Raw genomic sequence first — 25395 nt, forward strand, 5'->3', positions numbered from 1 at the left:
CCATACCGGCGACGCAAACGCCCGCGAAATCGAGAGGAAACGAGTCGCTCCGAGTCGGTGGATAGCGGCGCGCGCGATTGAGGCTTGCAAAGCTTTTGACTGGCGCCTGTCACAATTTGCCCATATTTGAACCGTCTCGAAAGGCCAGTATGTTTTTTGCAGCGCTCTCAACGGGCGGCGACCAAGGAGACGTTTTGCCAATGGCCAAGATAAAGGGACTTTCCCGTCTCGGGGCATTCGCATCTTGCCTCGCCGCCGCCGCACTCGCCGCCCTGCCTGCGCGAGCCACCCCGTCGCTCGTCATCGACGTGGCCTCCGGCTCGGTTCTCGAACAGGACCAGGCGACCGCCTCCTGGTACCCGGCCTCGCTGACCAAGCTGATGACCGCCTATGTCGCGCTCGACGCCGTGCGCGCCGGGCGCCTCACGATGGACACGCCCTTGATGGTGTCGCCGCGCGCGACGCGCATGGCGCCGTCCAAAATGGGCTTCCGCTCCGGCTCCGAGGTCACCCTGCAAAATGCGCTCATCATGCTGATGGTGAAGTCGGCGAATGACATCGCGGTCACCATTGCGGAAGGCGTTTCGGGCTCGGTCGAAGCCTTCGCCGACGATATGAACGCGGCTTCACAGAAGCTCGGCATGACGCAATCGGTCTGGGTCAATCCCAACGGGCTGCCCGATACGCGCCAGGTCACTTCGGCCCGCGACCTCGCTCTTCTCGGCCGCGCCCTTTATGTGCAGTTTCCCGAATATTCGAACCTTTGGAACATCGGCGCCATGAAGCTCGGCGCCAGCGTCCACGCCACCCATAACGGCCTGCTCGGGCGCTACCCCGGCGCCGACGGCATGAAGACCGGCTTCACCTGCCCCGCCGGCTTCAATCTCGTCGCCTCGGCCACGCATGGCGGCCAGCGGCTCATTGCGGTCGTGCTCGGCGCGCCCTCCGCCTCGGCGCGCACCGCGAAGGCGGCGGCGCTGCTCGACCGCGCCTTCCAGACGGGCGGCTCGATCGGCTCGATCGCGTCATTGCCCAGCGCCGGCCCGACGGCTGCGCCCGACATGCGCGACAGCGTCTGCCACCACCGCGGCGCGGCGACGGCGGAATTCATGAACGAAGTCGAGGATATGAGCATTCCGGTCGGCTCTGCGCCGACGGGCATTCCGCTGCTCGACGCGGTCGGCGCCGGCCAGCAGCAGATCAGCGTGAAGGACATCGCCCGCCTGCCGCGTCCGCATTTCGAGCCTGTGCCGGTCTTTGTCGGACGCGCGGCAGGCTATACCGGCCCCGTGGCCCGCGCCCGCGCGCCCGGCGCGCCGATCGGCGAGCAGCCCGATCTCGCCGCTTACGCCAATGTCGAGCCCACGGGCGGGGAGGCCTCGCCGATCAGCCGCGCCGCGCCCGACGCCGTCACGATGCGGAAGGGCAAGGGCAGAGCCGGCAAACACATTAGCCACGCCCATGTCCCCGCGCCGGCGCCCGTCGCGGACATCATTCACGAGGACAAGGCCGCTTCACACGACAAACCGGCGAAGGGCAAAGCGGCGAAGAAAGGCAAGGCGCAGGCGGAGAAAGCCGCGCCGGTGAAAATCGTCGCCAAGCCCGCCGAAAAGGCCGCGGCTGAAAAGCCGAAGGCGCCCGGCAAGGTCCACGCCGAAACCAAGCCGCACGGCAAAACCCAGTGAGTGAACACGCCGTGAGCGAAACTCTCGACGCCGCCGGCCGTCGGCCGCCGCCGCCCCTTCCATTGACCGTGCTGACCGGTTTCCTCGGCGCTGGCAAGACCACTTTGCTCAACCGCCTGCTCGCCGCGCCGGAGCTTTCCGACACGCTCGTCCTCATCAATGAGTTCGGCGAGATCGGCCTCGACCATCTCTTCATCGAGAAGGTCGAAGGCGACATGGTGATGATGAGCTCGGGCTGCATCTGCTGCACCATCCGCGGCGATCTCGTGAACACGCTCGAGGATCTGCTGCGACGGCTGGATAACGGGCGGATCAAGCCGTTCCGCCGCGTCGTGCTGGAGACGACGGGCCTCGCCGATCCGGCGCCCATCCTCCATACGATTATGAACCACCCCTATCTCGTGCTGCGCTTCCGGCTCGACGGGGTCGTGACCGTGATCGACGCCGTGAATGGCGAAGCGACGCTCGACGCCCATGAAGAGGCGGTGAAGCAGGCCGCCGTCGCCGATCGTCTGGTCGTCACGAAGACCGACCTGCCCGAGGGCGCCGCAAAGGCGGCGAGCCTGAAGTCCCGATTGGCGGCGCTGAACCCGGGCGCGCGCATCCTCGACGCCGACGAGGCGACGCCCGCCGCTTTGCTCGACTGCGGCCTCTACGACCCGGCGACCAAGACGCCGCGCGTGCGCGACTGGTTGAACGCCGAGGCGGTGGACGAGGCGCATGAACATGGCCATCATCACGATCACGGCCACGCGCATCACGATCACCACCACCATCACGACGTTAATCGCCACGACGCGCACATTCAGGCGTTTTGCCTGACGGGCGACGAACCGTTCACGCCTCCGTCCTTCGACATTTTCATCGATCTGCTGCGCCATACGCACGGGCCGCGGCTGCTGCGGGTGAAGGGCATCGTCGCGCTTTCCGACGAACCCGAACGGCCTGTCGTCATCCATGGCGTGCAGCACGTCTTCCATCCGCCGCATCGGCTGGAGGCTTGGCCCGATGACGACCGGCGAACGCGCATCGTCTTCATCGTGAAGGATTTGGACCGGAAATTCGTCGAGGGGCTTTATGCCGCGCTGATTCATCGACCGGCGGTGGGAACGCCCGACGCCGAGGCGCTGACCAATAATCCTCTGGCGCCGGCAAAGGGCGGGTTGCTGGGGTGAGGCCCCCTCCCCAACCCTCCCCCGCTATCGCGGGAGAGGGGGCAGGTTGCGGCCTGCATCGACAACGCTGATCGCGAGCGTTCCTGGGGAGGGACAGGGAGGGGGCCTTGCGCCATACTCCCGAGATGCAATTCGATCGGGCCCCCCTCGACCGCCTCACCGCCGCCGCCCGCCGCGCCGGCTCCGCGCTGCTCAACCTCGTCTATCCCCCCTCCTGCCTCGTCTGCCGCAAGGCCGTGGCGGAGCATGGGGCCTTGTGCGCGGCGTGCTGGCGGGAGATCGCCTTCATCGAGCGGCCCTTCTGCGAGCGGCTCGGCACGCCCTTCGCGCTCGATCTCGATCAACCCGGCCTCATCTCCCCGGAGGCCGCCGCCAATCCGCCGGTCTTCCATCGCGCCCGCGCGGTGGCCCGTTACGATAGCGACAAGGCCCGCTCTCTCGCGCATCGGCTCAAATATTACGACCGGCTGGAGCTCGCCGCCCCAATGGGCCGCTGGATGGCGCGCGCCGGCGCCGATATTCTCGTCGATGCCGATCTGCTCGTTCCCATTCCGCTCCATCGCCTGCGCCTCGCCGCGCGGCGTTTCAACCAATCGGCGGAGCTGGCGCGGGCTATTTCCCGCGAATGCGGCGCGCCGGTGGAGACGCAAGCGCTTCTGCGCGTGAAGCCGACGGCGCCCCAGGTCGGCCTCTCGCGCGCCCAGCGCGCGGTCAATCTGTCGGGCGCCTTCCGCGTCGACCCCGAGCGCGCCGCCCTCATCGAGAATGCCAAGCTTGTGCTGGTCGACGACGTGCTCACCACCGGGGCCACCGCCAACGCCGCCGCCCGCGCGCTTTTAAAATCCGGCGCCGCGCAGGTCGATCTGCTGGTCTTCGCGCGGGCGGTGACAAGCGCGTGACATCGGGGCTATAAGCGGGCCAACGAAACCATAGGTTCAGGCCTTCCCCCAAAATGGCGCGTATCGAAATCTACACGACCCCGACCTGCCCCTATTGCATCGCGGCCAAGCGGCTTTTGACGCAAAAGGGCGCGGCGTTCGAGGAAATCAATGTCGCGGGCGATCCGGCGGGCCGCCAGGCGATGAGCGAACGCGCCAATGGCCGCACCACCGTCCCACAGATTTTCATCGACGGAAAACATGTCGGCGGCTGCGACGATCTCCATGCGCTCGACAGCGAGGGCGGCCTCGACCCGCTCCTCGCCGCTGGAGCCTGATCATGGTGCATTACACGCTGGTCTGCGACGAAGGGCACCAGTTCGACGGCTGGTTCCGCGACAGCGAGACATTCGAGAAGCAAGTCGAACAGCATCTCGTCGTCTGCCCCTTCTGCGCGTCGGAGAAGGTCACGCGCGGCGTGATGGCGCCGCATGTCGCGCGCGGCGGGCGGGAAGAGGCCCCTGCGCGCCTTCGCCAGATGATCAAGGAATTACGCGAGCATGTCGCCGCCGGGACCGAAGATGTCGGCGACCGTTTCCCTGACGAGGCGCGCGCCATCGAAGACGGCGAGGCGGAACGCCGCCCAATCCGCGGCCGCGCCACCTTTGAAGAGGCTAAGGCGCTGCTCGAAGACGGGATCGAGATTCTACCGCTGCCGGATTTGCCTCAGGACAACTGACGCCATTGCCGTTTGGATAACGGCGTTATTCCCGACGGGCTGAAAGCCCGACAGGGAATCCAGAGCCTCCCGTCATTGCGAGCGAAGCGAAGCAATCCAGAGCCGCGATAGCCGCCCTGGATTGCTTCATCGCTTGCGCTCCTCGCAATGACGGCGGGCCAAGATAGCGCTGGTTTTGCCTGCCATTGGGCGACGCCGCTAATCCTTCGGCGGATCGACGCGCTCGCACATCACCGTCGCGAGCCGCTCCCGCGCGCGCGTCATATCCGACGGGCGCTTCGCCAGCGAACGCACCAGCACGAAGCCGCGCTTGGCCGGCGCCGTGAGGCGCACTTGCTGCTGCGGCGCGTCGTCGCTGGCGCTCAAAGCGTCCATCTGCCTGTCGTCGCCGATCACGATGTCGATCTTGCCCTTGATCGCCGCGCGGTCGGTGATGGCGTGATAAATGCGGCCGGCTTTGGCGTGGAAGGAGAGCGCCAGATAATCGTCGCCATCCGCCGGCGCCGTCACCCGCAGCATCCCCTTCGACAAATCATAGACGCAGACGCCTTCGGCGAAGGCCGGGTCTTCGAACGGCAAGGGCTCGGCGCCGGGCGCCATCGGCGGCAGCGCGACGAGCGCGAATGTCGGCGCGTCCCCGACAGCCGCGCGTGCCCGCGCATAGGCGTCCTGCGGCGCGACAGCCGGCATCAGCAGCACGGAAACAATATGCACGATGCCTGCGACGAGCAGCGTAGCTGCGGCCCAGGGCAAATAATCGAAAAAGCGGTCGGGAGGAGCTAGGCGCACTTCAGCTTCACGATACGGGGAAAAGTATTGGGATCAGGTCGGGCGTCGACATCGAGCGGCGTATCATAGAGCCGCAGCATGAGCACGAATTTGCGCGCCTCTCCCGGAGACAGCCAGTTGCCGGCGCGGGCGTGGCGGGCGATCACAAGTTCGAAGCCGCCGCCCTCGCGCCGCAACACGTCGACCGACGAAAAGCCGTAGCGCCCCGCCGGATTGTCGATGAGCCCGCCGCTCGGCGTCGCGAGCGACAGAGTCCAGAAACGCGCCGGCGGCAGCGGATCGACGACGGTATATTCGCAGGCGCCGTCGAGCGGGGCGCCGCTCGAATCCGCCGTCGCGATAAAGGCCAGGCCTTGGTCGCGCCCCAAGGGCGCTTCTCCCGAACGCGCGATCCCGGCGCGGGCGTAGGGATCGATATTCGGGCCGCCGACGGATGGCCAAGCCGTCCAGGGGCCCGCCCGCAAGGCGTTGAAGCCATGGCCGGCGTTGAGCGAAACGACCGTCGCGACGAGCCCGAGCGCAAGGCCGCCCATCATCGCCGAAGCGGCCCGCAGATATTTTGCGTAAGGGGGATTCGCTCCAAAAGCCGTCTGGCGTTTCATTTGGCCCCTCGCTATTGGACCGCGCCGATCGTCGGGAAATCGCCGCCACGCGTCTGCGCGATCGTCGCCGGCGAGACGAGCGAACTCTGCCTGCCGGTCGCGGCGCTCCGCGCCTTTTTCTCGATCGACTCCAAGGCCTGCGCCGCACCCTTGGAGAGGGTCGCCGGCCGTTGCGGCGCGCCGAGCTCCAGAGGCTTTGCGCCGTTCTCGCTGACTGTGGCGGCCTCCGGCCTGGCTTGCGGCGTGAGCCCGACGATGGGCTTGAGCGCCACGCCCTGATGCGCATAGGCCATGACGTCGTGCCAGGTGCCGGCCGGCAGCGTGCCGCCGGTCATATTGTTCATGGGCTCGTTATCGTCGTTGCCATACCAGACGCAGCCGCCCATCGTGCCGGAATAGCCGCAGAACCAGGCGTCCTTATAGCCATTGGTGGTGCCGGTTTTGCCGATGACGTCGATGCCCTCGCCGAGCTGCGCGCGCCTGCCTGTGCCCTCTTCCACCACCTTCTTCATCATGCCCGCGAGATCGACCACCTTCTCATAAGGCAGCACCTGTTTTTGCGGCGGCGCGTCGCGATCGTGGCGATAGAGCAGATCGCCCTGGCGATTGCGGATTTCGACGGCGGCGAAAGGAATGACGCGCTTCCCGCCATTCACGAAGGCGGCGTAGGCGGAAGAATGCTCGATGAGGATCACGTCGCTCTGGCCGACAGGCAGGGACGGCGTGTCCTCGAGCGGCGTGCTGATTCCGAGTTTGCGGCAAGTCTCGATGATCTTCGCGCGGCCAATGCGCGAGTCGCCATTGCCGATCGCCTGCGAGAGCTGGATGGCGACGGTGTTCAGCGATTTCGCCAGCGCCATGGCGAGCGGCATGGAGCCCGCATAACCGCCGCTATAGTTGTGAACGCAATAATTGCCGATGCAGGTCGGTCGGTCGGTGACGATGGTCGTGGGCTTGAAACGGCCGGTCATCAGCGCCGTGAGATAGACATAGGGCTTGAAGGAAGAGCCCGGCTGACGCGAGCCGTCGGTCGCGCGATTGAACTGGCTCGCCCCATAGTCGCGGCCGCCGATAATGGCGCGCACGGCGCCGTCCGGCTCCATGACCACCATCGCCGCCTGCTTGACGTGATAAGAGCGCCCCTGCTCACGCAGATTTTTCTCGATGACCTCTTCCGCGCGTTTCTGCACGTTGGAATCGAGCGCCGTGCGAACCGCGAGCACGCGATTGTCGCCGAGCTTGCCGGCGGCAGCGAGCTTGCGAATTTCGCCATAGGCGAAGTCGAGATACCAGTCGGGACTATCCTGCCGCTGCCGGTCGACGGGCGTCGCCGGGCTTTTTTGCGCCGCGATGACCTGGCTCTCGGTCATGAAGCCGGCGTCAACGAGATTGTTGAGCACGTCATTGGCGCGCGCGCGGGCCGCGGGAAGATTATTGTGCGGCGCGTATTTCGTCGGCGCCTTGAAAAGGCCCGCCAGCATGGCGGCTTCGGCGAGCGTGACGTCCTTGACCGACTTGCCGAAGTAAAACTCGGCCGCCGCCTGAATGCCGAAGGCGCCGCCGCCCATATAGACGCGATCGAGATAGAGCTTGAGGATCTCACGCTTGGTGAGGTGATGCTCCAGCCACAAGGCGAGAAAGGCCTCGTTGATCTTGCGAGTGATGGTGCGTTCGTTGGAAAGGAAGAGATTCTTGGCGAGCTGCTGCGTGATGGAGGAGCCGCCCTGCACCACGCCCGAGGAGCGCGCATTGACCGTCAGCGCGCGCGCCGTGCCGATCACGTCTATGCCGAAATGCTCGTAGAAGCGGCGATCCTCCGTCGCGAGCACCGCCTTGATGAGATAGTCGGGATATTCCTCGAGCGGCACCGCGTCGTCGTGCTTGATGCCGCGCTGGCCGACTTCATTGCCGTAGCGGTCCAGGAAGGTGACCGCGAGATCGGTCTGCTTCAGCCAGTCGCCCTCGCTGGTCATTTGGAAGGCCGAGCTTGCGAGCGCCGCCATGCCGATGAGCCCGATAACGCCCCAGGTGAGCGCCTCGCAGGCAAGCTCGACCCCGAGGCGCGCGGCACCCGAGACATGGAAGCGCTCCATGAAGGTCGAGAAATTCTCGTAAAGCTCGCGCGACCGCCGGCCGCTGTCGAAGACGCTCGAATCGATGAGCGCGTCCGCCGACAGCAGAATGCGCCGGATGCGCTTCACAAAGGACGAGGACCAAAGACGCTCGAACAAGGCTCGCAGGCTCCCGGCGGGACAATTAAAATCGCGGCGCGCGACGTTAGCATCTTTTAAACCATCTTGACGACGCCGCCGCGGCCCCCCATTCCGATTATGGTTTCCGTCCGATGGCGGAACAGCCGGACAGGGAAGAATGTCAGGGGAAAAAGGCGAAAAAGGCGCGGCGACCCCATTTTGGGAAAAGCCGCTTTCGGAACTTACGCGCGCACAATGGGAGAAGCTCTGCGACGGTTGCGGGCGCTGCTGCCTGGTAAAGCTCGAGGACGAGGACACCGGCGCGATCTACCACACGAGCGTCTCCTGCAAGATGCTGGACCACGAGTCCTGCCAATGCGGCGACTATAAGAACCGCCGCGACCATGTGCCCGATTGCGTGCGGCTGACCCTGAAGAAGCTGCAGGAGATCGACTGGCTGCCGCCCACCTGCGCCTATGTGCTGCGCGACGCCGGCAAGACCCTGCCGCCCTGGCACCCGCTGATCTCGGGCGACCCCGAGAGCGTGCATCGCGTCGGGGTCTCGGTGCGCGGGAAGGTCGAGGTCAGCGAGGCGGACATCGAGGAGGAGGATACGCCGGACTACATCCGGCTGTGGCCGAAGCGTTGGCCGAAGAAGGCGCGGTATTGAAGGACTGACTTTTTTCCGCTGATAGGATTTTATTCTTGACAGCCGGACGCTGATCCGGTAGATAAAGCCCATGCTCCACAATTGCGCTCGAGCGGCGGGGTCGCCGAAGCGCGCCAAGAAAGCGAAGCCATCCTGAGCCCGGCTCTGGATGGCTTCGCCGTTTTCGCTGCCTTGAGCGGGCCTGAAGGCCTGCGGTCCGGACCGCGCGCCTTCAGGCGCGCTTTAAATACCCAGACGAGAACGCATGGCTACGAGACCCTCCCCGCCGCGCGCCAAAGCCGCGCAGGCGAAACTTCTCTATGACGCCGGCGCGCCGCTCGCGGAGATCACGAAGCTCCTCGGCATGACCGACGGACAATTTCGCAGCTTTCGCGAAAGGAACGACTGGCCCAAACGCGCCTCGGCCTGCAAGCGCAAGGCGGACGCCGAAGCGCCGCCGCCGCAGACAAAAACCGCCGACCCGGCCCGGCTCATCGCGCGGCTCGAAGATGCCGTGGAGCGCGAATTCGCGCGCGCCGAGGCGGCGCTCGACAAACATCCGCCCAAGACAATCGAAGCCAGCGCGCGAACCCTCGCGACGCTCGTCAAGACGCTCGCCGAATTGAAGCGCATGCAGCGCGAGAATGGCGAAACCCGAGAGGACGCAACCGCCCAAGATGACGACGCCAGCGACGCGCCGCCCCGCGAATTGGCCGAGCTCCGCGCGGAGCTTGCTCGACGGCTCGAGCGCTTGCGCGGCGGCGGGCCGCCTGGATGAGCTGCTCGACGGTTTTACGCCGCGCGAGCTGGAACGATTGCTCGTCGACTGGGAATTCGTGGCGCGCAAGGATCAATGGCCGCCGGACGCCACATCGAACGGCCTGCCCTGGCGACAATGGCTCATTCTCGGCGGACGCGGCGCCGGCAAAACGCGCGCCGGCGCTGAATGGGTGAAGGGCCTCGCGCTCGGGCGCCCGCAATTCTGCCTGCATCCTGCCGGCCGCATCGCGCTTGTCGGCGAAACGGCGGCGGATGTGCGCGACGTGATGGTCGAAGGCGTCTCCGGCCTTCTCGCCGTGCATGGCAGACGCGAGCGGCCGCGATGGGAAAGCTCGCGACGAAGATTGCTGTGGGACACCGGCGCCGTCGCGCAGGCCTTTTCGGCGGAAGACCCCGAGAGCCTGCGCGGCCCGCAATTTCACGCCGCCTGGTGCGACGAGCTCGCCAAATGGCGCTACGCCAGGGAGACTTGGGACATGCTGCAATTCGGCCTGCGTCTCGGCGACTGGCCGCGCCAGCTCGTGACCACGACGCCGCGACCCACGCCCTTGCTGAAAGAGCTGATCGCCCATCCCGCGACGGCGCTCACCCGCGCGCTGACGCGCGAGAACGCCGCCAATCTAGCGCCCTCCTTTCTGGAGAGCGTGATCGCGCAATATGCCGGCACAAGGCTTGGGCGGCAGGAACTCGACGGCGAGATCGTCGAAGAGCGCAAGGACGCGCTGTGGACCCGCGACATGACGGACGCGGCGCGCGTGACGGAGGCGCCGCCTCTGGCGCGCATCGTCGTCGCCGTCGATCCGCCGGCGACCTCCGGCAAGCGCGCCGACAATTGCGGCATCGTCGCGGCCGGCGCCGACGCAGCGGGGCTTGTTTATGTGCTCGAAGACGCCACGCTGGAAACCGCGCGGCCGGCGCAATGGGCGCGCGCGGCGATCGCGCTCTATCACAAGCTTTCCGCCGATGCGCTGATCGCCGAAGTCAACCAGGGCGGCGAGATGGTGCGCGCCGTATTGAATGAAGCCGACGCGAGCGCGCCTGTCACGATGGCGCGCGCGACAAGGGGTAAATATTTGCGCGCCGCGCCGGTGGCGCAGCTCTATGAGCAGGGCCGCGTGAAGCATGTCGGCGCCTTTCCCGCGCTCGAAGACGAGATGTGCGATTTCGGGCTCGACGGATTGTCGTCGGGGCGTTCGCCCGATCGTCTCGATGCGCTCGTATGGGCGGCGACGGCGCTGGCGCTGACGCCCAAGGCGCCGGAGCCGCGCATGCGGCGGGTGTAATTAGCCAGCTTTTCCCCTCTCCCGCCTGCGGGAGAGGGTGGCCCTCGCGTGAGCGAGGGTCGGGTGAGGGCCGCCCTCATCCGTCACGCGTTCCGCGCGACACCTTCTCCCGCAAGCGGGAGAAGGGAAATCCGGTCATTTCAAGAGACATCTCATGCCCTCATTCTTCTCGCGCCTTTTCGGCGCGGCGGCGCCCGCGCGCGAAGCGAAATACTCGCGCGCGGCAAAGCTGCTCGCCATGCATTCCATCGGCCTGCCGCAATGGACCTCGCGCAACAGCGCCGCCATGACGCGCGAAGGCTATGAGCGCAACGCCGTCTGCCATCGCTGCGTGCGCATGGTGGCGGAAGCCGCCGCTTCCGTCCCCTGGCTCATGTATCAGGGCCGCGAGGAGCTGATCGACCATCCGCTGCTCGCTTTGATCGAACGGCCCAATCCGCTCGACACCAGCGTCTCCTTCATCGAGACGATCTGCGCCAATCTCCTGCTCTACGGCAACGCCTATATCGAGTCTGTTCTCATCGAGGGGCAATTGCGCGAACTCTATGCGCTGCGCCCCGATCGCATGAGTGTCGAACCGGGACGCAACGGCTGGCCTTCGGCTTACGTCTATCGCGCGCTCGGCGACGAGATACGCTACGAGATGCGGGGCGAGGGCATAGAGCCCATTCTGCATATACGCTTCTTCAACCCGCTCGACGATTATTACGGCTTCGCGCCGCTCGCCGCCGCGCAAGTCGCGCTCGACACGCATAACGCCGCGAGCTTTTGGAACAAGGCGCTGCTCGACAATTCTGCGCGACCTTCCGGCGCGCTCGTTTATGCAGGGCCGGAAGGCGCGCATCTCACGGACGACCAATTCAACCGGCTGAAGGAGGAGCTGGAGGAAAATTTCTCCGGCGCCGAAAACGCCGGAAGGCCCTTGCTGTTAGAGGGCGGGCTCGATTGGAAGGCGTTGTCGCTGTCGCCAAAAGACATGGATTTTTCCGAGGCGAAAGCTTCCGCCGCGCGCGAGATTGCGCTCGCCTTCGGCGTGCCGCCGCTGATCCTCGGCCTGCCGGGCGACAACACTTTTTCCAATTACAGCGAAGCGCATCGCGCCTTCTGGCGCCAGACCGTGCTACCGCTCGTCACGCGCGTGCAGAAGAGTTTTCAAGTGTGGCTGCAGTCGGGCTATGGGCCCTTCCGCTTCGACTACAACGCCGATCGGCTGGAAGCTTTGGCGAGCGAGCGCGCCGCCGAATGGGACCGCATCGGGAAGGCGAATTTCCTAACGCTCGACGAGCAGCGCGAGGCAGTGGGCTACGGCCCGGCGCCGAAGGAGGCGCTCTTCGGCAAGGACGCTGGCGAAGGATGATGCCGAGACGCGGCGCGGTAAAATTAGAGGAAATGAATCAGCTGATATTCTTTCGCTCAACGGGCACAATGTCGAGCAGCTCCATCAGCGCTCCAACGCTCAAGGCGTCAAGCAACCTGACTATCGGATCGATAGCGAAATCTTCGACGCATTCGCACCGCGAACGGATCGCGGCCCGGAATGTGTGGAGCTCCGCAAGATACAAAGTGACTACAGATCAGTCTGAGAATGTTGTAATTAACCTTATGGACTCGCCGCTGACGATTGAGGAGATCATCGCGCAGTTCCGAGCTTTTCCGATTCCGGGGCTGAGGCGCCTTTGGCTTATCGACCGGTATGGCAAGCTTTACTACCTTTTTTGAGGCCATAATGTCTATTTGCTTTGCTCTCAACAGTGCGCTATCGCCCGATCAGACGAAGGAACGAATCTCACAGGCCCAGGAAAAATATGGAGACATTCTCCGCTACTTCTGGATTTCAAAAGTCGGAGAAGCGGAGTCCTACAATCGCGAAGACGACGCCGAATTCGGTTTCGAACCGAAAAGCACATTCCTGATTCAATGGAATAAGGAGCGTTCGGAACTGATCCGGCTAATTCCCGTCATCTTTTACGACATCTTCGGAAAGGACAACGTCCTCATCCGTGACAATAACTACGACGTCGTCCCGCCTCCGTAAGCCTTAGAAGCTCCGGCGCGGAAAACGCGGGGCGTCCCTCGCTGCTCGAAGGCGGGCTCGATTGGAAAGCGTTGTCGCTGTCGCCAAAAGACATGGATTTCGCCGAGTCGAAAGCTTCCGCCGCGAGAAGCGATCGCTTCGAGCAATTGATTGCGATTAAAGGCCTCGATGGCCGTACCGTGACCGTAAAGTTCATATGGTCACGCTGATAACGGGGAAGCCGCCATGAAGACAAAATTCAACGAACTCGAACTCGTCCGGACGACATGCGCCGTCGAAGCTCAGCTTATCAGGGACGAGACGACAAATATCACATTGCCTGAAGGTTCTGTTGGCACGGTTGTTGGCGTGCACGACGCTGACCCGACCAATGTCGGCTATACGATCGAGTTTCCCGCGCCGGACGTATACACGGCCGTCTTGGCCACGCTTGCAGAAAAATATATTGCCTCAGCGTAACAATCTCAGCGCCCACGACAATAGGTTTTCGCCTTACAGGTCGCCCCAATGACGCTGGCGCAAAACGAACCTATCGTCGAAAAGTAGCGAATGGTGGCGCCAGAGGGCCGTGTCACACAGGCGCGCGAAGTCTATGAGCGCAACGCCGTCTGCCATGAGGGTTCAGCAACTCCTAGTGGTCCGAAAATATCTTGATCAATCTGATGGACACGCCCGTGACGATTGAAGAGGTTATCGCGCAATTTCGGACGTATCCAATCCCGGGCTTGAAGCGTCTCTGGGTGATCGACCAAAGCGGCAGACTCCACTATCTCTTCTGAGGCTCATGATGTCGATTTCATTCTCTATCGCTAGCGCGTTACCAGTCGAGCAGACAATCGAACGCATCGCGCTGGCCCAGTCAAAATACGCCGAAATTCTCCATTATTTCTGGATTTCCGACGTCGGCGAGCCGTCTGCTCGCGGGATCGAAATCGACGCAGACTACGGATTTCATCCCAAAGCCAACTTCATGGTCCAGTGGAACAAGGACCGCTCGGAATTCATTCGGATGATCCCGGAGATTTTCTGGGAGGTTTTCGGAGAAGAGAATCTCCTGATCCGCGATGATACCTGCGACGTCATCACGCGGCCTTATATACGGTAACGCCGCGCCGCGTCGGGGCCGGCGTCCCGCCGCCGATCCTCGGCCTGCCCGGCGACAACACTTTTTCCAACTACAGTGAAGCGCATCGCGCCTTCTGGCGCCAGATCGTGCTGCCGCTAGTCACGCGCGTGCAGAAGAGTGTTCAAGTGCGGCTGCAGCCGGGCTACGGCCCCTTCCGCTTAGATTACAACGCCGGTCGGCTAGTCACATTTTCTGACGATACGCCTTCCCTCCTGGAAACCACGCTTTCATGTCCGACATACTCGACGCCATACTCGAGCGCGGCGATCTTGCTCATCTCGCGCTCTTTCTGTGGGCCTGCGTCGCGACGGCCCAGGCCCATCTCGCCCTGCGCGAGCTGGGCGAGGCGACACGGCGCATCGACGCCTTCGTGCGCGAGCTCGCCAGATTCAACCGACGCTGTGGGAGCGACTCATGACGCATCTCAAACGACTTCTTTTCGCCAACCGCGTCAAACGACGCATGACGCGCCGCGCCGACGATCCCTCGGACGTGTTCAAAACCTTCGTGCAAGTGCTGATGCGCATGCATGCGCGCGGCTCCGCCAATCCCGCGTCGGGAGAGAAAGCTTGAAGGCTCCGCCAGAAACCAAACGCGCCGACACGCCACTCGCGCGCACGAGCGCGGCGGGGATCATCGAAGGCTATGCCTCACTCTTCGGCGTCGTCGACACGGGCGGCGACATTGTGATGAAGGGCGCCTTCGCGCGCTCTCTCGCCAAACGCGGCGCCGCCGGCGTGAAAATGCTTTGGCAGCATAATGCCGCCGAGCCAATCGGCGTCTGGACTGCGATTGTCGAGGATGCGAAAGGCTTGAAGGTCACGGGCCGTCTCGATCTCTCCGTGGCGCGCGCGCGCGAAGCGCTGTCGCTTCTGCGCGCGGGCGCGGTCGACGGGCTCTCGATCGGCTTCAAGACGGAGCGCGCGACGACGGATAAGGCGAGCGGCCTGCGACGGTTACAGGCGATCGACCTTTGGGAAATTTCGATCGTGACATTTCCCATGCTCACACAAGCCCGCATCGAGGCGGTGAAACGCATCGCCGCGCGGACGCCCGACGATATGCGCGCGGCGCTGGCCCGCTTGCGGGCGCAAGAGGCGGCGCTGCGCTTCCAGCACAGGCTGCAAAGCGCGCGGCTCTGACCGCCAAAACCGCGACGCGCCGTCGGTCGCGGAAAAAGAGTGCAAGACGGTTTTTTCAACATGCGCAGAACATTTTCACGCTGGCCGCCGCCGGCGCGATTTTCTGTGCGCTGCTCGAGGCCCCAATGTCATCCATCGAAATAAAATCGGCCGGCGCGCAAATCGTCGACGATCTCAACCGCGCCTTCTCCACCTTCAAGGAAGCCAATGACGAACGTCTGGCGCAAATCGAAACGCGCATGAGCGCGGATGTCGTCACCGAGGAAAAACTCGCACGCATCGACCAAGCGCTGGATGACACCAAAAGCCGTCTCGATCGGCTGGCGCTCGACCTCGCGCGACCGCGCATCGGCGGCGCGGCTCCGGAGGAGCATGGCGCCCGAGAACACAAATCAGCCTTCAACCATTATATGCGCTCGGGCGAAGCTGGGGGCCTGAAGGCGCTCGAAGCCAAGGCGATGTCCGGCGCCTCTGGCCCTGACGGCGGCTATCTCGTGCCGGTTCCGGCCGAACGCGAAATCCTGCGCCGCCTTGCGAAACTGTCGCCGATCCGCGCCATCGCCAGCGTGCGTGAGATTTCGACGCAGACGCTGCGCCGCGCCTATTCGACGACCGGACCGGCCGCCGGCTGGGTGGCGGAAACCGACGCGCGTCCGCAGACCGCAAACCAGCAAATCGCCGACATGACCTTTCCGGCGATGGAACTTTACGCCATGCCGGCGGCGACCCAGGCGCTGCTCGACGATTCAGTCGTCGATATCGAGCAATGGATCGCCGACGAAGTGCAAGTGGCTTTTTCGGAGCAGGAAGGCGCCGCCTTCGTCAGCGGCGACGGCGTGAACAAGCCGAAAGGCTTCCTTTCCTACACCACCGTCGCCGATACGAGCTGGTCGTGGGGCAATATCGGTTATGTCGCCACCGGCGTCTCAGGCGCCTTTCCGGCGACCAATCCTTCCGACGTGCTGTTCAATTTGATTTACGCGCTGCGCGCCGGATACCGCCAGAACGGCAAATGGGTGATGGGCCGGCGCACGCAGTCGCTGATCCGCCAGTTCAAGACGACGACCGGCGACTATATCTGGGCGCCGCCGGAAAACGCGAATGGCCTGGCGTCGCTGATCAATTTCCCGATTGTCGAAGCCGAGGACATGCCGGACCCCGGCGCGAACAGCCTCTCCATCGCCTTCGGCGATTTCGAGCGCGGCTACATCGTCGTGGATCGCGTCGGCATCCGCGTGCTGCGCGATCCCTATTCCGCCAAGCCCTATGTGCTCTTCTACACCACGAAACGCGTCGGCGGCGGCGTGCAGAATTTCGAGGCGATCAAGCTTTTGAAGCTCGGCGTTTCCTGACCCCGCGCCCCGCGGCAGAGCCGCCGCGGGTCTCTCTCTTATTCAACAGGAGCCGGCATGCGACCGATGCTCATTGGCGCGCCCGCGATCGAACCAGTCGCGCTCGCGGAGGCGAAGTCATGGCTTCGCGAAGACGCCAGCGACGAAGACCCGCTCATTCAGGCGCTGATCGTTTCAGCCCGGATGACTCTCGAAGCCTATACGCGGCGATTTTTCGTTACCCAAAGCTGGCGGCTCGTGTATGACGCCTGGCCGAAAAGCGTCGCGACCGCATCGCGCCTCATCATTCCTTTTGCGCCGTTCCAGTCGGTCGGCGCCATCCGAATTTATGGCGCCGATGGTGTGGCAAGAGCCATCGATGCGCAAAGCTATCGCGCGCCGACGGCAAATGACGAGGGACGCGTGATCTTTTCCGTCACGCCGCCGGCTCCAGAACGCGGCGCCGACGCGATCGAAATCGACTTCACGGTTGGCTATGGCGACCTTGCAAATGAGACGCCCGAGCCGCTGCGGCGCGCCATCATGACTCTCGTCGCGCATTGGTGGGAAAAGCGCGGGGACGAAGCCGACGATGCGCTTCCGAGCGCTGTCCTGCAGCTTGCGGCTCCGTTCCGGCGCAGGCGGCTGTCATGAGCGCGCGCCCCACGATCGGCGCCATGCGCCAGCGCGTCACGCTGGAGGCGCCCACGGATGCTCAAGACGATGTCGGCGGCATCATACGCATTTATGCGCCGCTCGTCCGGCTGTGGGCGCAGATCGAAACGCAAGGCGCCGACGAGCAATTTATCGAACAGCGCCTCGAACAATCGCGCAAAGTTACCGTGACGATCCGTTGGCGCGCCGACGTGCAGAGCCAGATGCGCTTCGATTTTCGCGGCCGCAAACTCGTCATCAAGAGCGTCGCCGACATCGACGAGAAGCGACGCTTTTTGAGATGTCTTTGCGAAGAATTCTCATGAGGAAGCGCCCATGAGCGGCTCTCCCATCCTTGCGCTGCGCAAGGCAATCATCGCGCGGCTTGCGGCAAATGCGGCGCTCGTCGACGCACTTGGCGGCGCGAAAATCTACGACGAGGCGCCACGCGGCGCGCAGGCGCCTTATGCGCTCTTTGCCGACGCACAGATGCGAGACTGGTCCGCCCAATCCTCGCGCGGCGCCGAGCACTATTTCACGCTCGCGATCGTAACGATCCAACGCGGGACGAGCGCCGCGCTCGGCGCGGCTCAACAGATCATAGACCTGCTCGATGACGCGCCACTGGCGCTCGACGGCCATGCGCTCGTCGATCTGCGCTTCGTCTCGCTGGAGACGAAGCGCGATCAGAACGGGCGCTTCGCGCGCGTTGCAATGACATTTCGCGCTGTAACGGAATATCTCGAACCCGAGGGACCATGATGGCCGCCCAGAAAGGCAAGGACCTTCTTCTCAAAATCGGCGACGGCGCCGGCGTCTTCGTGACCATCGCCGGGCTTCGCACTCGACGCATTGCGCTCAACGCCGATACGGTGGACGTCACCGACGCGGAATCCACCGGGCGTTGGCGGGAGCTGCTGGACGGCGCCGGCGTCAAGCGCGCCAGCGTCTCCGGAACCGGCATCTTCAAGGACCAATCGTCGGACTTGATGCTCCGCCAGACATTCTTCGACGGCCTATTGCGCGACTGGCAGATCATTATTCCAAATTTCGGCGTTTTGCAGGGTCCGTTCCAGATCTCGAATCTCGATTATCGCGGCGAGCATGCGGCAGAGATCACCTTCGACATCGCCCTCGATTCCGCGGGCGCGCTTACCTTCAGCGCGATGTGAGGCTTGCGATGGCGAATGCGAAACGCGGCGAGATCGACGCGCTGCTTGACGGCAAAGTCTATACCCTCTGCCTGACCCTCGGCGCGCTCGCGGAGCTCGAAAGCGGCTTCGGCGCGCAAGACCTGGTCGCGCTCGCGGAACGCTTCGAGGCGAACAGGCTCTCGGCGAGAGACATTCTGCGCATCATCGGCTGTGGCCTGCGCGGCGCCGGCCATGCGCTGACCGACGACCAGGTTTCACTCATGAAGGTTTCCGACGGGCTTGCAGGCTATGTGCGGATCGCAGCCGACCTGCTGGCTGCGACATTTGGCGATGCGCCGGAGCCGCCGCCCGCAAACCCTCGGACGCCGCAGGACGCCCGATAGCGAAAAGCGACGCAGCGGCGCGCCCGTCCTCCCCGCGCGCGCCCTTTCCGTTTTCGCGCGCCATGGCCTTTGGTCTGGGCGTCCTGCGGCTTGCGCCGAGAGATTTTTGGTCGATGACGCCGCGTGAACTTTTTCACGCGACGGAAGGCGTCTATGGGCGCGCGGCGGGACCGCCGAGCCGCGCAATACTCGACGCGATGATGCGAGATTTTCCCGACCGGAGCCGAGATGAACAACGGCAATAATTTTCCCGATGTCTTCAACCAACCGGACGCCGCCTTACCGTTCGCAACGCAGAATCTCGAGTCGACGAAGTTGCTGCTCGACCAGATCAACGCCTCGAGTGACAAGGCTGCAAAGACGCTTACAAACGGCCTGATGGCTGCGGCGGCGAGTGGAAAAAGCCTCAACGATACGCTCGCCACCGTCGCGCTGTCTGTGGCGCGCCTGGCCTTGCGCGATGGAACGCGCGCGCTGACGAACGGGCTCGTCGGCAATCTCTCGAGCCTACTGGCCAGCTCGTTCGGCAATCAGCAAATAACGCCTTTCGCCGAGGGCGGCGTGATTGCAAGCCCGGCCTATTTCGCCAATGGCGCCTCGACCGGGCTGATGGGCGAGCGCGGGGCGGAAGCCGTCATGCCGCTCGCGCGCGGCTCCGACGGGCGGTTGGGCATCGTCGCGCCGCAGGAAAATCGGCGGCCTGTTTCGGTGACAGTGAACATCGCAGCGCAGGACATGGAAAGCTTTCGCCGCTCCGAAGGACAAATCACCGGCGCGCTTGCGCGAGCCGTCGCGCGCGGCCAACGCAATCTTTGAGAGACGGCATGAACGGCTTCCATGAAATTCGGTTCCCTCTCGACGTCTCCCTCGACGGACGCGGCGGGCCGGAGCGGCGCACAGAGATCGTAACGCTGGGCTCGAACCGCGAGTCGCGCAATGCGCGATGGGCGCATTCGCGACGTCGTTACGAGGCCGGCTATGGCGTGAAGACCTTGGCGCAGCTCGCGCAGGTGATCGATTTCTTCGAAGAACGGCGGGGCCGCCTCTATGGCTTTCGCTGGCGCGACCGCGCCGATTACGCCTCTTGCGCGCCCGGCGTCGCGCCGGCGCCAATGGACCAGAACCTCGGGACAGGCGATGGCGCGCGGGCGTCGTTCCCGCTGGTGAAAACATATGGCGGCGCCTTTTCGGCCTATGTGCGCGACATCGCCAAGCCTGTCGCTGGAAGCGTGCGCGTGGCGGTGAATGGCGTGGAAAAGACGGCCGCGAGTTTTTCGGTCGATCATACGACGGGAGTCGTCGCTTTTACGGCCGCCGCTATTCCGCCGCCGGGCGCCGTCGTGACCGCCGGTTATCTCTTCGATGTGCCCGTGCGCTTCGACGCCGACTTTCTCGAGATCGACATGCAGGCTTTCGAGGCCGGCGCGATTCCGAGAATCCCCATCATTGAAATCGCTGTTTGAGTAACCGACGATGCTGACGCTTTCCGCCGCCATGCAGGCAAAATTAGACGCCGCCGCCACGACCTTCTGCCAGTGCTGGCGCCTCACGAGGAACGACGGCGCCGTCCTCGGCTTTACGGATCATGATCGAGACCTGATTTTCAACGGCGTGACCTTTCGCGCCGATACGGGACTTTCAGCCTCGCAGCTCGAAACAAATCTGGGGCTCGCCGCTGGAACCGCCGAGGCATCCGGCGCCTTGCGGGACGATGGCCTGACCGAAAGCGATCTGTTCGGAGGTCTCTATGATGGCTCTTCGATCGAAACATGGCTCGTCGATTGGTCGAATGTGAGTGATCACGTGCTGCTCGACGTGGCGACGATGGGAGACGTCCGGCGCGGCGAACACGCTTTCGCGGCGGAGCTGCGCTCCAACGCCCATGTCTTCGACCAGCGGCAGGGCCGCGCCTTCCAGCGCGGGTGCGCCGCTGATCTCGGCGATCCGCAGTGCGGAGTAGACCTCGCCGCCTTCGAGACGGCGGCGACTGTCATGGGCTTCTCCGGGGGCATATTGACGCTCGATCTCGCGAGCGTTTTCGACAGCGCATATTTCTCCGGCGGCGCGCTCACCTTCACGAGTGGCGCAAACGACGGCGCCAGATTCACAATCAAATCGCACGGACAGGACGGTCTGCGCGCCTCGGTCGCTCTCTGGACTCCGCCGGGCGGCGCAATCGCCGCAGGCGATAGGGTCTCGCTTGTTGCAGGCTGTGACAAATCCGCGGCGGCCTGCCAGCAGAAGTTCGACAATATCGTCAATTTCCGAGGTTTCCCGCATATGCCCGGCAATTACCGCGTGATCGCCTATCCGAGCGCTCTCGCGCCCGCGATGGACGGGGGGAGCTTTTTTCGATGAACCGCCAACGCTCGATAATTATCGCAGCGGCGCGGCGCTGGATCGGCACGCCTTACCGCCACCAAGCGTCGCTCATTCATGTTGGCTGCGATTGTCTGGGCCTCGTGCGCGGCGTCTGGCGCGAAGTGGTCGGCGAGGAGCCGGAAGCCGCGCCGCCCTATACGCCCGATTGGGCGGAAAGCTTGGGCGTCGAGACGTTGCTCGACGCCGCGCATCGACATTTCAGCGCCGTCGCGGTTCGCGACTTTCGCCCCGGCGACGTTCTCGCATTTCGTTTTCGCGACCATCTCCCCGCCAAGCATCTCGGCGTCGCGACCTCCGCCACGCATATGGTCCACGCCCACAGCGGCGCTTGCGTGGCCGAAGTCGCAATCGGCGCGCATTGGGGCAAGCGCATCGCTGGCGCATTCGCCTTCCCCGGCGTCGAAGACTGACATTTGCCGTTCCGCTTGAACGACTGGCAACGGGCTTGGTCTGGATTCCCGATCACTCGCTGCGCGAGCGTCGGGAATGACGCCAGTATTTCACATAAGAACACACAGAGATCTGCATGGCGACGCTCGTTCTACAAACTGTCGGCTCTGTCGTCGGCGGCGCGGTTGGCGGCCCAGTCGGCTCAATTGCCGGCCGCCTTGCCGGGGGCCTCGGCGGTTCGCTCATCGATCGGGCGCTCGCCCCGCATGCGTCGCCGCGCTACAGCATCGGCCCGCGTCTCGAGTCGATGGATGGGATCGCGTCCACAGAGGGCGCCGGCGTGCCGCGTATCTATGGCCGCGCGCGGATCGGCGGTCAGATGATCTGGGCGACGCGCTTTCTCGAACGCGTCAACGCCACTTTTGAAACGTCGATGCACAGTGGCAAGGGCAGCAGCAGCGCCACGCAGAACGTCAATTTCACTTACGCCTATTCGGCGAATTTTGCGATCGGTCTCTGTGAGGGCCCGATTGCTTTCGTGAGGCGCATCTGGGCCGACGGCGTGGAGCTCGATATGTCGACGCTCCCCATCCGGATTTACCACGGAACGGAGGAGCAGGAGCCAGATCCGCTCGTCGTCGCCAAGGAAGGCGCGGGCAATGTCCCCGCCTATCGAGGGCTCGCCTATATTGTTTTCGAGGGTCTGGCGCTGGCGTCTTTCGGCAACCGGATTCCGCAGTTCACCTTCGAGGTGGTAAAGCCCGTCGCCGGCATTGGCGAGATGATCCGCGGCGTCGACATCATTCCCGGCGCGACGGAGGCCGGCTACCTACCCTCGCTGAAACTCAACTTCTGGTCGCCCGGCGTGACGAACGCCGAGAACCGCCACCAGTTGACCGCGCAGACGGATTGGCAAGCCTCGATTGATGCGCTGCAAGCGCTTTGCCCCAATCTCGAGAGCGTCGCGCTCGTCGTGACATGGTTCGGCGACGATCTGCGCGCGCAATATTGCAACATCGAGCCACGCGTCGACTCGCGCTTCAAGACCATCGGAGAGTTCGATTTCGTTTTCGGGCCTTTTTGGCCTCCGGATTGGAGCGTCGCCGGCAAGTGGCGCGCGACCGCGACGCTCGTCACGCAAATCGACGGGCGCTCGGCCTATGGCGGCACGCCGAGCGACGCCTCCGTGTCGGCGGCCATCGCCGACCTCAAGGCGCGTGGGCTCTCGGTCGTCTTCTATCCCTTTTTGATGATGGACGTTCCTCCGGGGAACGCGCTGCCGAACCCCTATACGGGCCTCAATGGACAGCCGGCCTTTCCCTGGCGCGGCCGCATCACCTGCGATCCTGCGCCCGGCCTGCCGGGAACGCCGGATGCAACGCCTGCGGCGGCGACGCAGATCGGCGCCTTTGTCGCGCGTTACCGCGCCTTCGCGCTTCACTACGCCAATCTTTGCAAAGCGGCTGGCGGCGTCGATGCATTTCTGATCGGCTCGGAGCTGATCGGGCTGACGCGCGTGCGCTCAAGCGCGGGGCAATATCCTTTCGTGAGCGCGCTCACGACATTGGCCGCCGATGCGAAAGCTATTCTCGGCGCCGCAACCAAAGTGTCATACGCCGCCGACTGGACGGAATATGGCGCGCATGTTCCCGCCGCGGGCGAGTTGCGCTTTCCGCTCGATCCTTTGTGGGCGTCGCCTTCCGTCGATTTCATCGGGGTGGATGTCTATTGGCCGCTCTCCGATTGGCGCGATGGGAATGCGCATCTCGACGCGCAGATTGCGACATCCGTCACCGACCTCGACTATCTCGCCTCCCGCGTCGCGGCTGGCGAAGGGTATGATTGGTATTACGCCGATAACGACGGCAGGCGTGCGCAAAGCCGTACGCCGATCACCGATGGCCTCGGCAAGCCCTGGGTCTATCGGCAAAAGGATTTTTTCTCCTTCTGGTCGCTGCCACACTATGAGCGCGTCGGCGGCGCCGAGCTTGCGCAATCGACCGCATGGGTTCCGCAATCGAAGCCAATCTGGATCACGGAGACTGGCTGCCCGGCGGTGGATCGGGGCGCCAACGCCCCCAATGTTTTCCCAGACACGCGGTCGAGCGAAGGGGGCCTGCCCTATTTCTCCCGCGACGGGCGCGACGATCTCATGCAGGCGCGCTTCATCGAAGCGATGATCTCGCATTTCGATCCGTCGCGGCCGGGCGGCGCAGCGGCGAACCCCACATCGAACGTCTATGGCGGGCCGATGGTCGATCCCGCGCGCATTCATATCTGGTGCTGGGATGCGCGCCCCTTCCCGGCGTTCCCCACGCAGAGCGCGGCATGGAGCGACGGCCCCAATTGGGAGACCGGCCATTGGCTCAACGGACGCCTAGAGGGCGCGCCGCTGGACCGTCTCCTGCCGACGCTCGCCGGCGCCGTCTCGGCCCCGGGCCTGGAAATCGAACGCCCCAAGATTGGCGGCTTCATCGACGGCTATACGCTCGACCGGCCGATGTCGCCGCGCGACGCCATGGACCCGCTCGCGGCGCTTTATGGCTTCGACGCGATTGTTACGGGCGGCAAGCTGCGCTTCGTCGATCGGCGTGCGCGTCCCGCCCGGGACATTGGCGAAGACGATCTCGTCCCCGGCAAGGATATGTCGCTCGTCACGCTGACGCGCGCGCAGGAAAGCGATTTGCCTCATGAGATTGCGCTTTCCTACGGCGACTCCGAAAACGACTATCAGGCCGCGCGCGTGCTCTCGCGCCGGCTCGAAGGCCGCTCGGTTCGGCAGAGCGAAGCCCAGGCGGCGGTGATGATCCATCGTTCGGAGGCGCAAAGGCTTGCCGACATATGGCTGCAAGATCTCTGGGTGGGCCGCGATACGGCGGAATTCTCGGTGCGCCCCGGCCTCGTCGGCCTGCAGCCGGGCGACATCGTGCGCCTCGGCGCGGCCGGCGGCGGGCGGCCGTTCCAGATCCAACGGATCACGGACGGCGCTGCGCGCGGCGTCAGCGCGCGGGCTGTCGATCCCACCGTTTACGATGTCCCGGCGCCGAGAATCTGCCGAACCGCAGTAGCCTCTCCCCAGATCATGGGCCCGCCGCGCGTGGTCGTTCTCGACCTCGCCCTTGTGCGCGACTCCTCGGCGCTGTCTTATGTCGCCGCCTTCGCCGATCCCTGGCCGGGCCCGCTCGCCATTGTGAAAGGCGCAAACAGCGGCGCTTCGCAGGTGATCGGAACCATCGAAAAGCGGGCGACGATCGGCGACACGCTGGACGCGCTGGCGCCGGGGCCTGTCGGGCGCTTCGACAATGGATCGAGCGTTACGGTGCGACTTGGCGGCGGCGCGCTCGCTTCCGTCGACGATCTCGTGGCGCTCAGCGGCCGGACAACCATGGCCATTCGTGGGCTCGACGGCGCGTGGGAGATTTTCGCCTTCGCGCGCGCCGAACTCGTCGCCGAAAAAACTTACCGCCTCTCCCGCCTCATTCGCGGCGTCGGCGGCGAGGAGAATCTTGCGGCGCGCGTTGCGCCGGCAGGCTCGACAGTCGTCCTGCTCGACGACGCGCTCGCGCCGCTGGCGCGCAACACATCGGACATCGGCGCGCCGATAACTTATGCAGTCGGCCCCGCTGATCGCGATATGGCCGACCCGCTCTATGTGCGCGCCACCGTGACGGCGACGAACAAGCCGCTCAAGCCCTATGCGCCGACACGGGTGCGCGCGACCCGGACGCCAACGGGGATCGTCATCGACTTCTTGCGACGATCGCGCATCGACTCAGATGCGTGGGAAGCGGTCGACATCCCACTCGGCGAAGCGAGCGAAGCCTATGAGGCGGAGATCGTCCTGCCGACAGGCGTCCGCACGCTTTCCGCCACGGCGCCCTCGATTGTCTATCCGGCCGCGCAGGAGCTTGCCGATTTCGGCGCGCCGCAAAGCACGCTCACCGTCTCGCTCTATCAGATGAGCGCCACGGTCGGCCGCGGCTTTCCTTTCATTGGCGCACTCGCCGTTCAATAGGATTTGCAGCA

31 protein-coding genes are annotated in these 25395 nt (G+C 64.4%); 28 read left to right on the forward strand and 3 right to left on the reverse strand.

What is annotated here, in order from left to right; all coding sequences use genetic code 11:
* The first annotated feature begins 200 nt into the window (after positions 1-200).
* The 5 genes from JJT62_RS11485 to JJT62_RS11505 all read left to right on the forward strand — a co-directional run bounded on the left by JJT62_RS11485 (position 201) and on the right by JJT62_RS11505 (position 4477).
* Positions 201-1685, forward strand: coding sequence for a D-alanyl-D-alanine carboxypeptidase family protein (locus JJT62_RS11485; protein WP_202072906.1), 1485 nt, complete (start codon positions 201-203; stop codon positions 1683-1685).
* 11 nt (positions 1686-1696) lie between these two features.
* Positions 1697-2860 carry a GTP-binding protein gene (locus JJT62_RS11490; RefSeq protein WP_202072907.1) on the forward strand — a complete coding sequence of 388 codons (1164 nt, stop codon included), beginning with the start codon at positions 1697-1699 and terminating at the stop codon, positions 2858-2860.
* 125 nt (positions 2861-2985) lie between these two features.
* Complete coding sequence (locus tag JJT62_RS11495) at positions 2986-3759, forward strand: ComF family protein (protein WP_202073098.1); 774 nt, start codon at positions 2986-2988, stop codon at positions 3757-3759.
* A gap of 53 nt (positions 3760-3812) precedes the next feature.
* A complete protein-coding gene (gene grxC / locus JJT62_RS11500; protein ID WP_202072908.1) occupies positions 3813-4076 on the forward strand; it encodes a glutaredoxin 3 in 264 nt (87 codons plus the stop codon).
* A gap of 2 nt (positions 4077-4078) precedes the next feature.
* Complete coding sequence (locus JJT62_RS11505) at positions 4079-4477, forward strand: DUF1178 family protein (protein WP_202072909.1); 399 nt, start codon at positions 4079-4081, stop codon at positions 4475-4477.
* A gap of 198 nt (positions 4478-4675) precedes the next feature.
* On the opposite strand, the gene JJT62_RS11510 is transcribed toward JJT62_RS11505, so the two are convergent.
* Genes JJT62_RS11510 through JJT62_RS11520 form a run of 3 tightly spaced genes read right to left on the reverse strand, consistent with a single transcriptional unit; the run spans position 4676 to position 8099 of the window.
* Positions 4676-5266 carry a DUF1254 domain-containing protein gene (locus tag JJT62_RS11510; protein WP_202072910.1) on the reverse strand — a complete coding sequence of 197 codons (591 nt, stop codon included), beginning with the start codon at positions 5264-5266 and terminating at the stop codon, positions 4676-4678.
* A complete protein-coding gene (locus tag JJT62_RS11515) occupies positions 5257-5868 on the reverse strand; it encodes a DUF1214 domain-containing protein (RefSeq protein WP_202072911.1) in 612 nt (203 codons plus the stop codon). Before JJT62_RS11515 ends, JJT62_RS11510 begins: the two co-directional genes overlap by 10 nt.
* 11 nt (positions 5869-5879) lie before the next feature.
* Positions 5880-8099 carry a transglycosylase domain-containing protein gene (locus JJT62_RS11520; protein WP_202072912.1) on the reverse strand — a complete coding sequence of 740 codons (2220 nt, stop codon included), beginning with the start codon at positions 8097-8099 and terminating at the stop codon, positions 5880-5882.
* Between the two features lie 139 nt (positions 8100-8238).
* On the opposite strand from JJT62_RS11520, the gene JJT62_RS11525 reads away from it, so the two are divergent.
* From JJT62_RS11525 to JJT62_RS11635, 23 genes are all read left to right on the forward strand, one after another.
* Positions 8239-8730, forward strand: a complete 492-nt coding sequence (locus JJT62_RS11525) for a YcgN family cysteine cluster protein (RefSeq protein ID WP_202072913.1) — start codon at positions 8239-8241, stop codon at positions 8728-8730.
* Positions 8731-8974: 244 nt separating this feature from the next.
* A complete protein-coding gene (locus tag JJT62_RS11530; RefSeq protein ID WP_202072914.1) occupies positions 8975-9487 on the forward strand; it encodes a hypothetical protein in 513 nt (170 codons plus the stop codon).
* The gene (locus JJT62_RS11535; RefSeq protein ID WP_202072915.1) at positions 9441-10772 is read left to right on the forward strand and encodes a DNA-packaging protein; all 1332 of its coding nucleotides are present in this window, start codon (positions 9441-9443) and stop codon (positions 10770-10772) included. Before JJT62_RS11530 ends, JJT62_RS11535 begins: the two co-directional genes overlap by 47 nt.
* Before the next feature lie 154 nt (positions 10773-10926).
* The gene (locus JJT62_RS11540; RefSeq protein WP_202072916.1) at positions 10927-12129 is read left to right on the forward strand and encodes a phage portal protein; all 1203 of its coding nucleotides are present in this window, start codon (positions 10927-10929) and stop codon (positions 12127-12129) included.
* 68 nt (positions 12130-12197) lie between these two features.
* Positions 12198-12491 (forward strand): hypothetical protein, encoded by a 294-nt coding sequence (locus tag JJT62_RS19565; RefSeq protein ID WP_370568539.1) that lies wholly within the window; start codon positions 12198-12200, stop codon positions 12489-12491.
* A 7-nt stretch (positions 12492-12498) separates the two neighbouring features.
* Positions 12499-12807 carry a hypothetical protein gene (locus JJT62_RS11550; protein WP_202072918.1) on the forward strand — a complete coding sequence of 103 codons (309 nt, stop codon included), beginning with the start codon at positions 12499-12501 and terminating at the stop codon, positions 12805-12807.
* A gap of 225 nt (positions 12808-13032) precedes the next feature.
* Positions 13033-13266 carry a hypothetical protein gene (locus JJT62_RS11555; protein WP_202072919.1) on the forward strand — a complete coding sequence of 78 codons (234 nt, stop codon included), beginning with the start codon at positions 13033-13035 and terminating at the stop codon, positions 13264-13266.
* A gap of 328 nt (positions 13267-13594) precedes the next feature.
* Positions 13595-13912 carry a hypothetical protein gene (locus JJT62_RS11560; protein ID WP_202072920.1) on the forward strand — a complete coding sequence of 106 codons (318 nt, stop codon included), beginning with the start codon at positions 13595-13597 and terminating at the stop codon, positions 13910-13912.
* A gap of 250 nt (positions 13913-14162) precedes the next feature.
* Positions 14163-14351, forward strand: a complete 189-nt coding sequence (locus tag JJT62_RS11565; RefSeq protein ID WP_202072921.1) for a hypothetical protein — start codon at positions 14163-14165, stop codon at positions 14349-14351.
* The gene (locus JJT62_RS11570; protein ID WP_202072922.1) at positions 14348-14506 is read left to right on the forward strand and encodes a hypothetical protein; all 159 of its coding nucleotides are present in this window, start codon (positions 14348-14350) and stop codon (positions 14504-14506) included. The genes JJT62_RS11565 and JJT62_RS11570 overlap by 4 nt, the downstream gene beginning before the upstream one ends.
* Positions 14503-15075 (forward strand): HK97 family phage prohead protease, encoded by a 573-nt coding sequence (locus JJT62_RS11575; RefSeq protein WP_202072923.1) that lies wholly within the window; start codon positions 14503-14505, stop codon positions 15073-15075. Before JJT62_RS11570 ends, JJT62_RS11575 begins: the two co-directional genes overlap by 4 nt.
* Positions 15076-15200: 125 nt before the next feature.
* Positions 15201-16427: a phage major capsid protein gene (locus JJT62_RS11580; RefSeq protein ID WP_202072924.1), complete on the forward strand. Its 1227-nt coding sequence runs from the start codon at positions 15201-15203 to the stop codon at positions 16425-16427.
* Positions 16428-16484: 57 nt separating this feature from the next.
* A complete protein-coding gene (locus JJT62_RS11585; RefSeq protein ID WP_202072925.1) occupies positions 16485-17060 on the forward strand; it encodes a phage head-tail connector protein in 576 nt (191 codons plus the stop codon).
* Positions 17057-17386: a phage head closure protein gene (locus JJT62_RS11590; protein ID WP_202072926.1), complete on the forward strand. Its 330-nt coding sequence runs from the start codon at positions 17057-17059 to the stop codon at positions 17384-17386. The genes JJT62_RS11585 and JJT62_RS11590 overlap by 4 nt, the downstream gene beginning before the upstream one ends.
* Positions 17387-17396: 10 nt before the next feature.
* Complete coding sequence (locus JJT62_RS11595; protein ID WP_202072927.1) at positions 17397-17822, forward strand: DUF3168 domain-containing protein; 426 nt, start codon at positions 17397-17399, stop codon at positions 17820-17822.
* Entirely contained in the window at positions 17822-18232 is a 411-nt protein-coding gene (locus JJT62_RS11600) for a phage major tail protein, TP901-1 family (protein ID WP_202073099.1), read from the forward strand. The genes JJT62_RS11595 and JJT62_RS11600 overlap by 1 nt, the downstream gene beginning before the upstream one ends.
* A gap of 8 nt (positions 18233-18240) precedes the next feature.
* Positions 18241-18597 (forward strand): gene transfer agent family protein, encoded by a 357-nt coding sequence (locus JJT62_RS11605; protein WP_202072928.1) that lies wholly within the window; start codon positions 18241-18243, stop codon positions 18595-18597.
* Positions 18594-18842 carry a rcc01693 family protein gene (locus JJT62_RS11610; protein WP_370568540.1) on the forward strand — a complete coding sequence of 83 codons (249 nt, stop codon included), beginning with the start codon at positions 18594-18596 and terminating at the stop codon, positions 18840-18842. The genes JJT62_RS11605 and JJT62_RS11610 overlap by 4 nt, the downstream gene beginning before the upstream one ends.
* On the forward strand, positions 18826-19413 hold the full coding sequence (locus JJT62_RS11615) for a phage tail tape measure protein (RefSeq protein WP_202072930.1): 588 nt from the start codon (positions 18826-18828) through the stop codon (positions 19411-19413). The genes JJT62_RS11610 and JJT62_RS11615 overlap by 17 nt, the downstream gene beginning before the upstream one ends.
* A gap of 8 nt (positions 19414-19421) precedes the next feature.
* Positions 19422-20060 (forward strand): DUF2460 domain-containing protein, encoded by a 639-nt coding sequence (locus tag JJT62_RS11620; protein ID WP_202072931.1) that lies wholly within the window; start codon positions 19422-19424, stop codon positions 20058-20060.
* A 10-nt stretch (positions 20061-20070) separates the two neighbouring features.
* Positions 20071-20955: a DUF2163 domain-containing protein gene (locus JJT62_RS11625; RefSeq protein ID WP_202072932.1), complete on the forward strand. Its 885-nt coding sequence runs from the start codon at positions 20071-20073 to the stop codon at positions 20953-20955.
* Positions 20952-21389: an NlpC/P60 family protein gene (locus tag JJT62_RS11630; RefSeq protein ID WP_202072933.1), complete on the forward strand. Its 438-nt coding sequence runs from the start codon at positions 20952-20954 to the stop codon at positions 21387-21389. The genes JJT62_RS11625 and JJT62_RS11630 overlap by 4 nt, the downstream gene beginning before the upstream one ends.
* A gap of 116 nt (positions 21390-21505) precedes the next feature.
* The gene (locus JJT62_RS11635) at positions 21506-25384 is read left to right on the forward strand and encodes a glycoside hydrolase/phage tail family protein (RefSeq protein WP_202072934.1); all 3879 of its coding nucleotides are present in this window, start codon (positions 21506-21508) and stop codon (positions 25382-25384) included.
* Positions 25385-25395 lie beyond the last annotated feature (11 nt).

Origin of the sequence: Methylocystis sp. Sn-Cys, from assembly GCF_016745395.1 — a bacterium.
Taxonomy (GTDB): domain Bacteria; phylum Pseudomonadota; class Alphaproteobacteria; order Rhizobiales; family Beijerinckiaceae; genus Methylocystis; species Methylocystis iwaonis.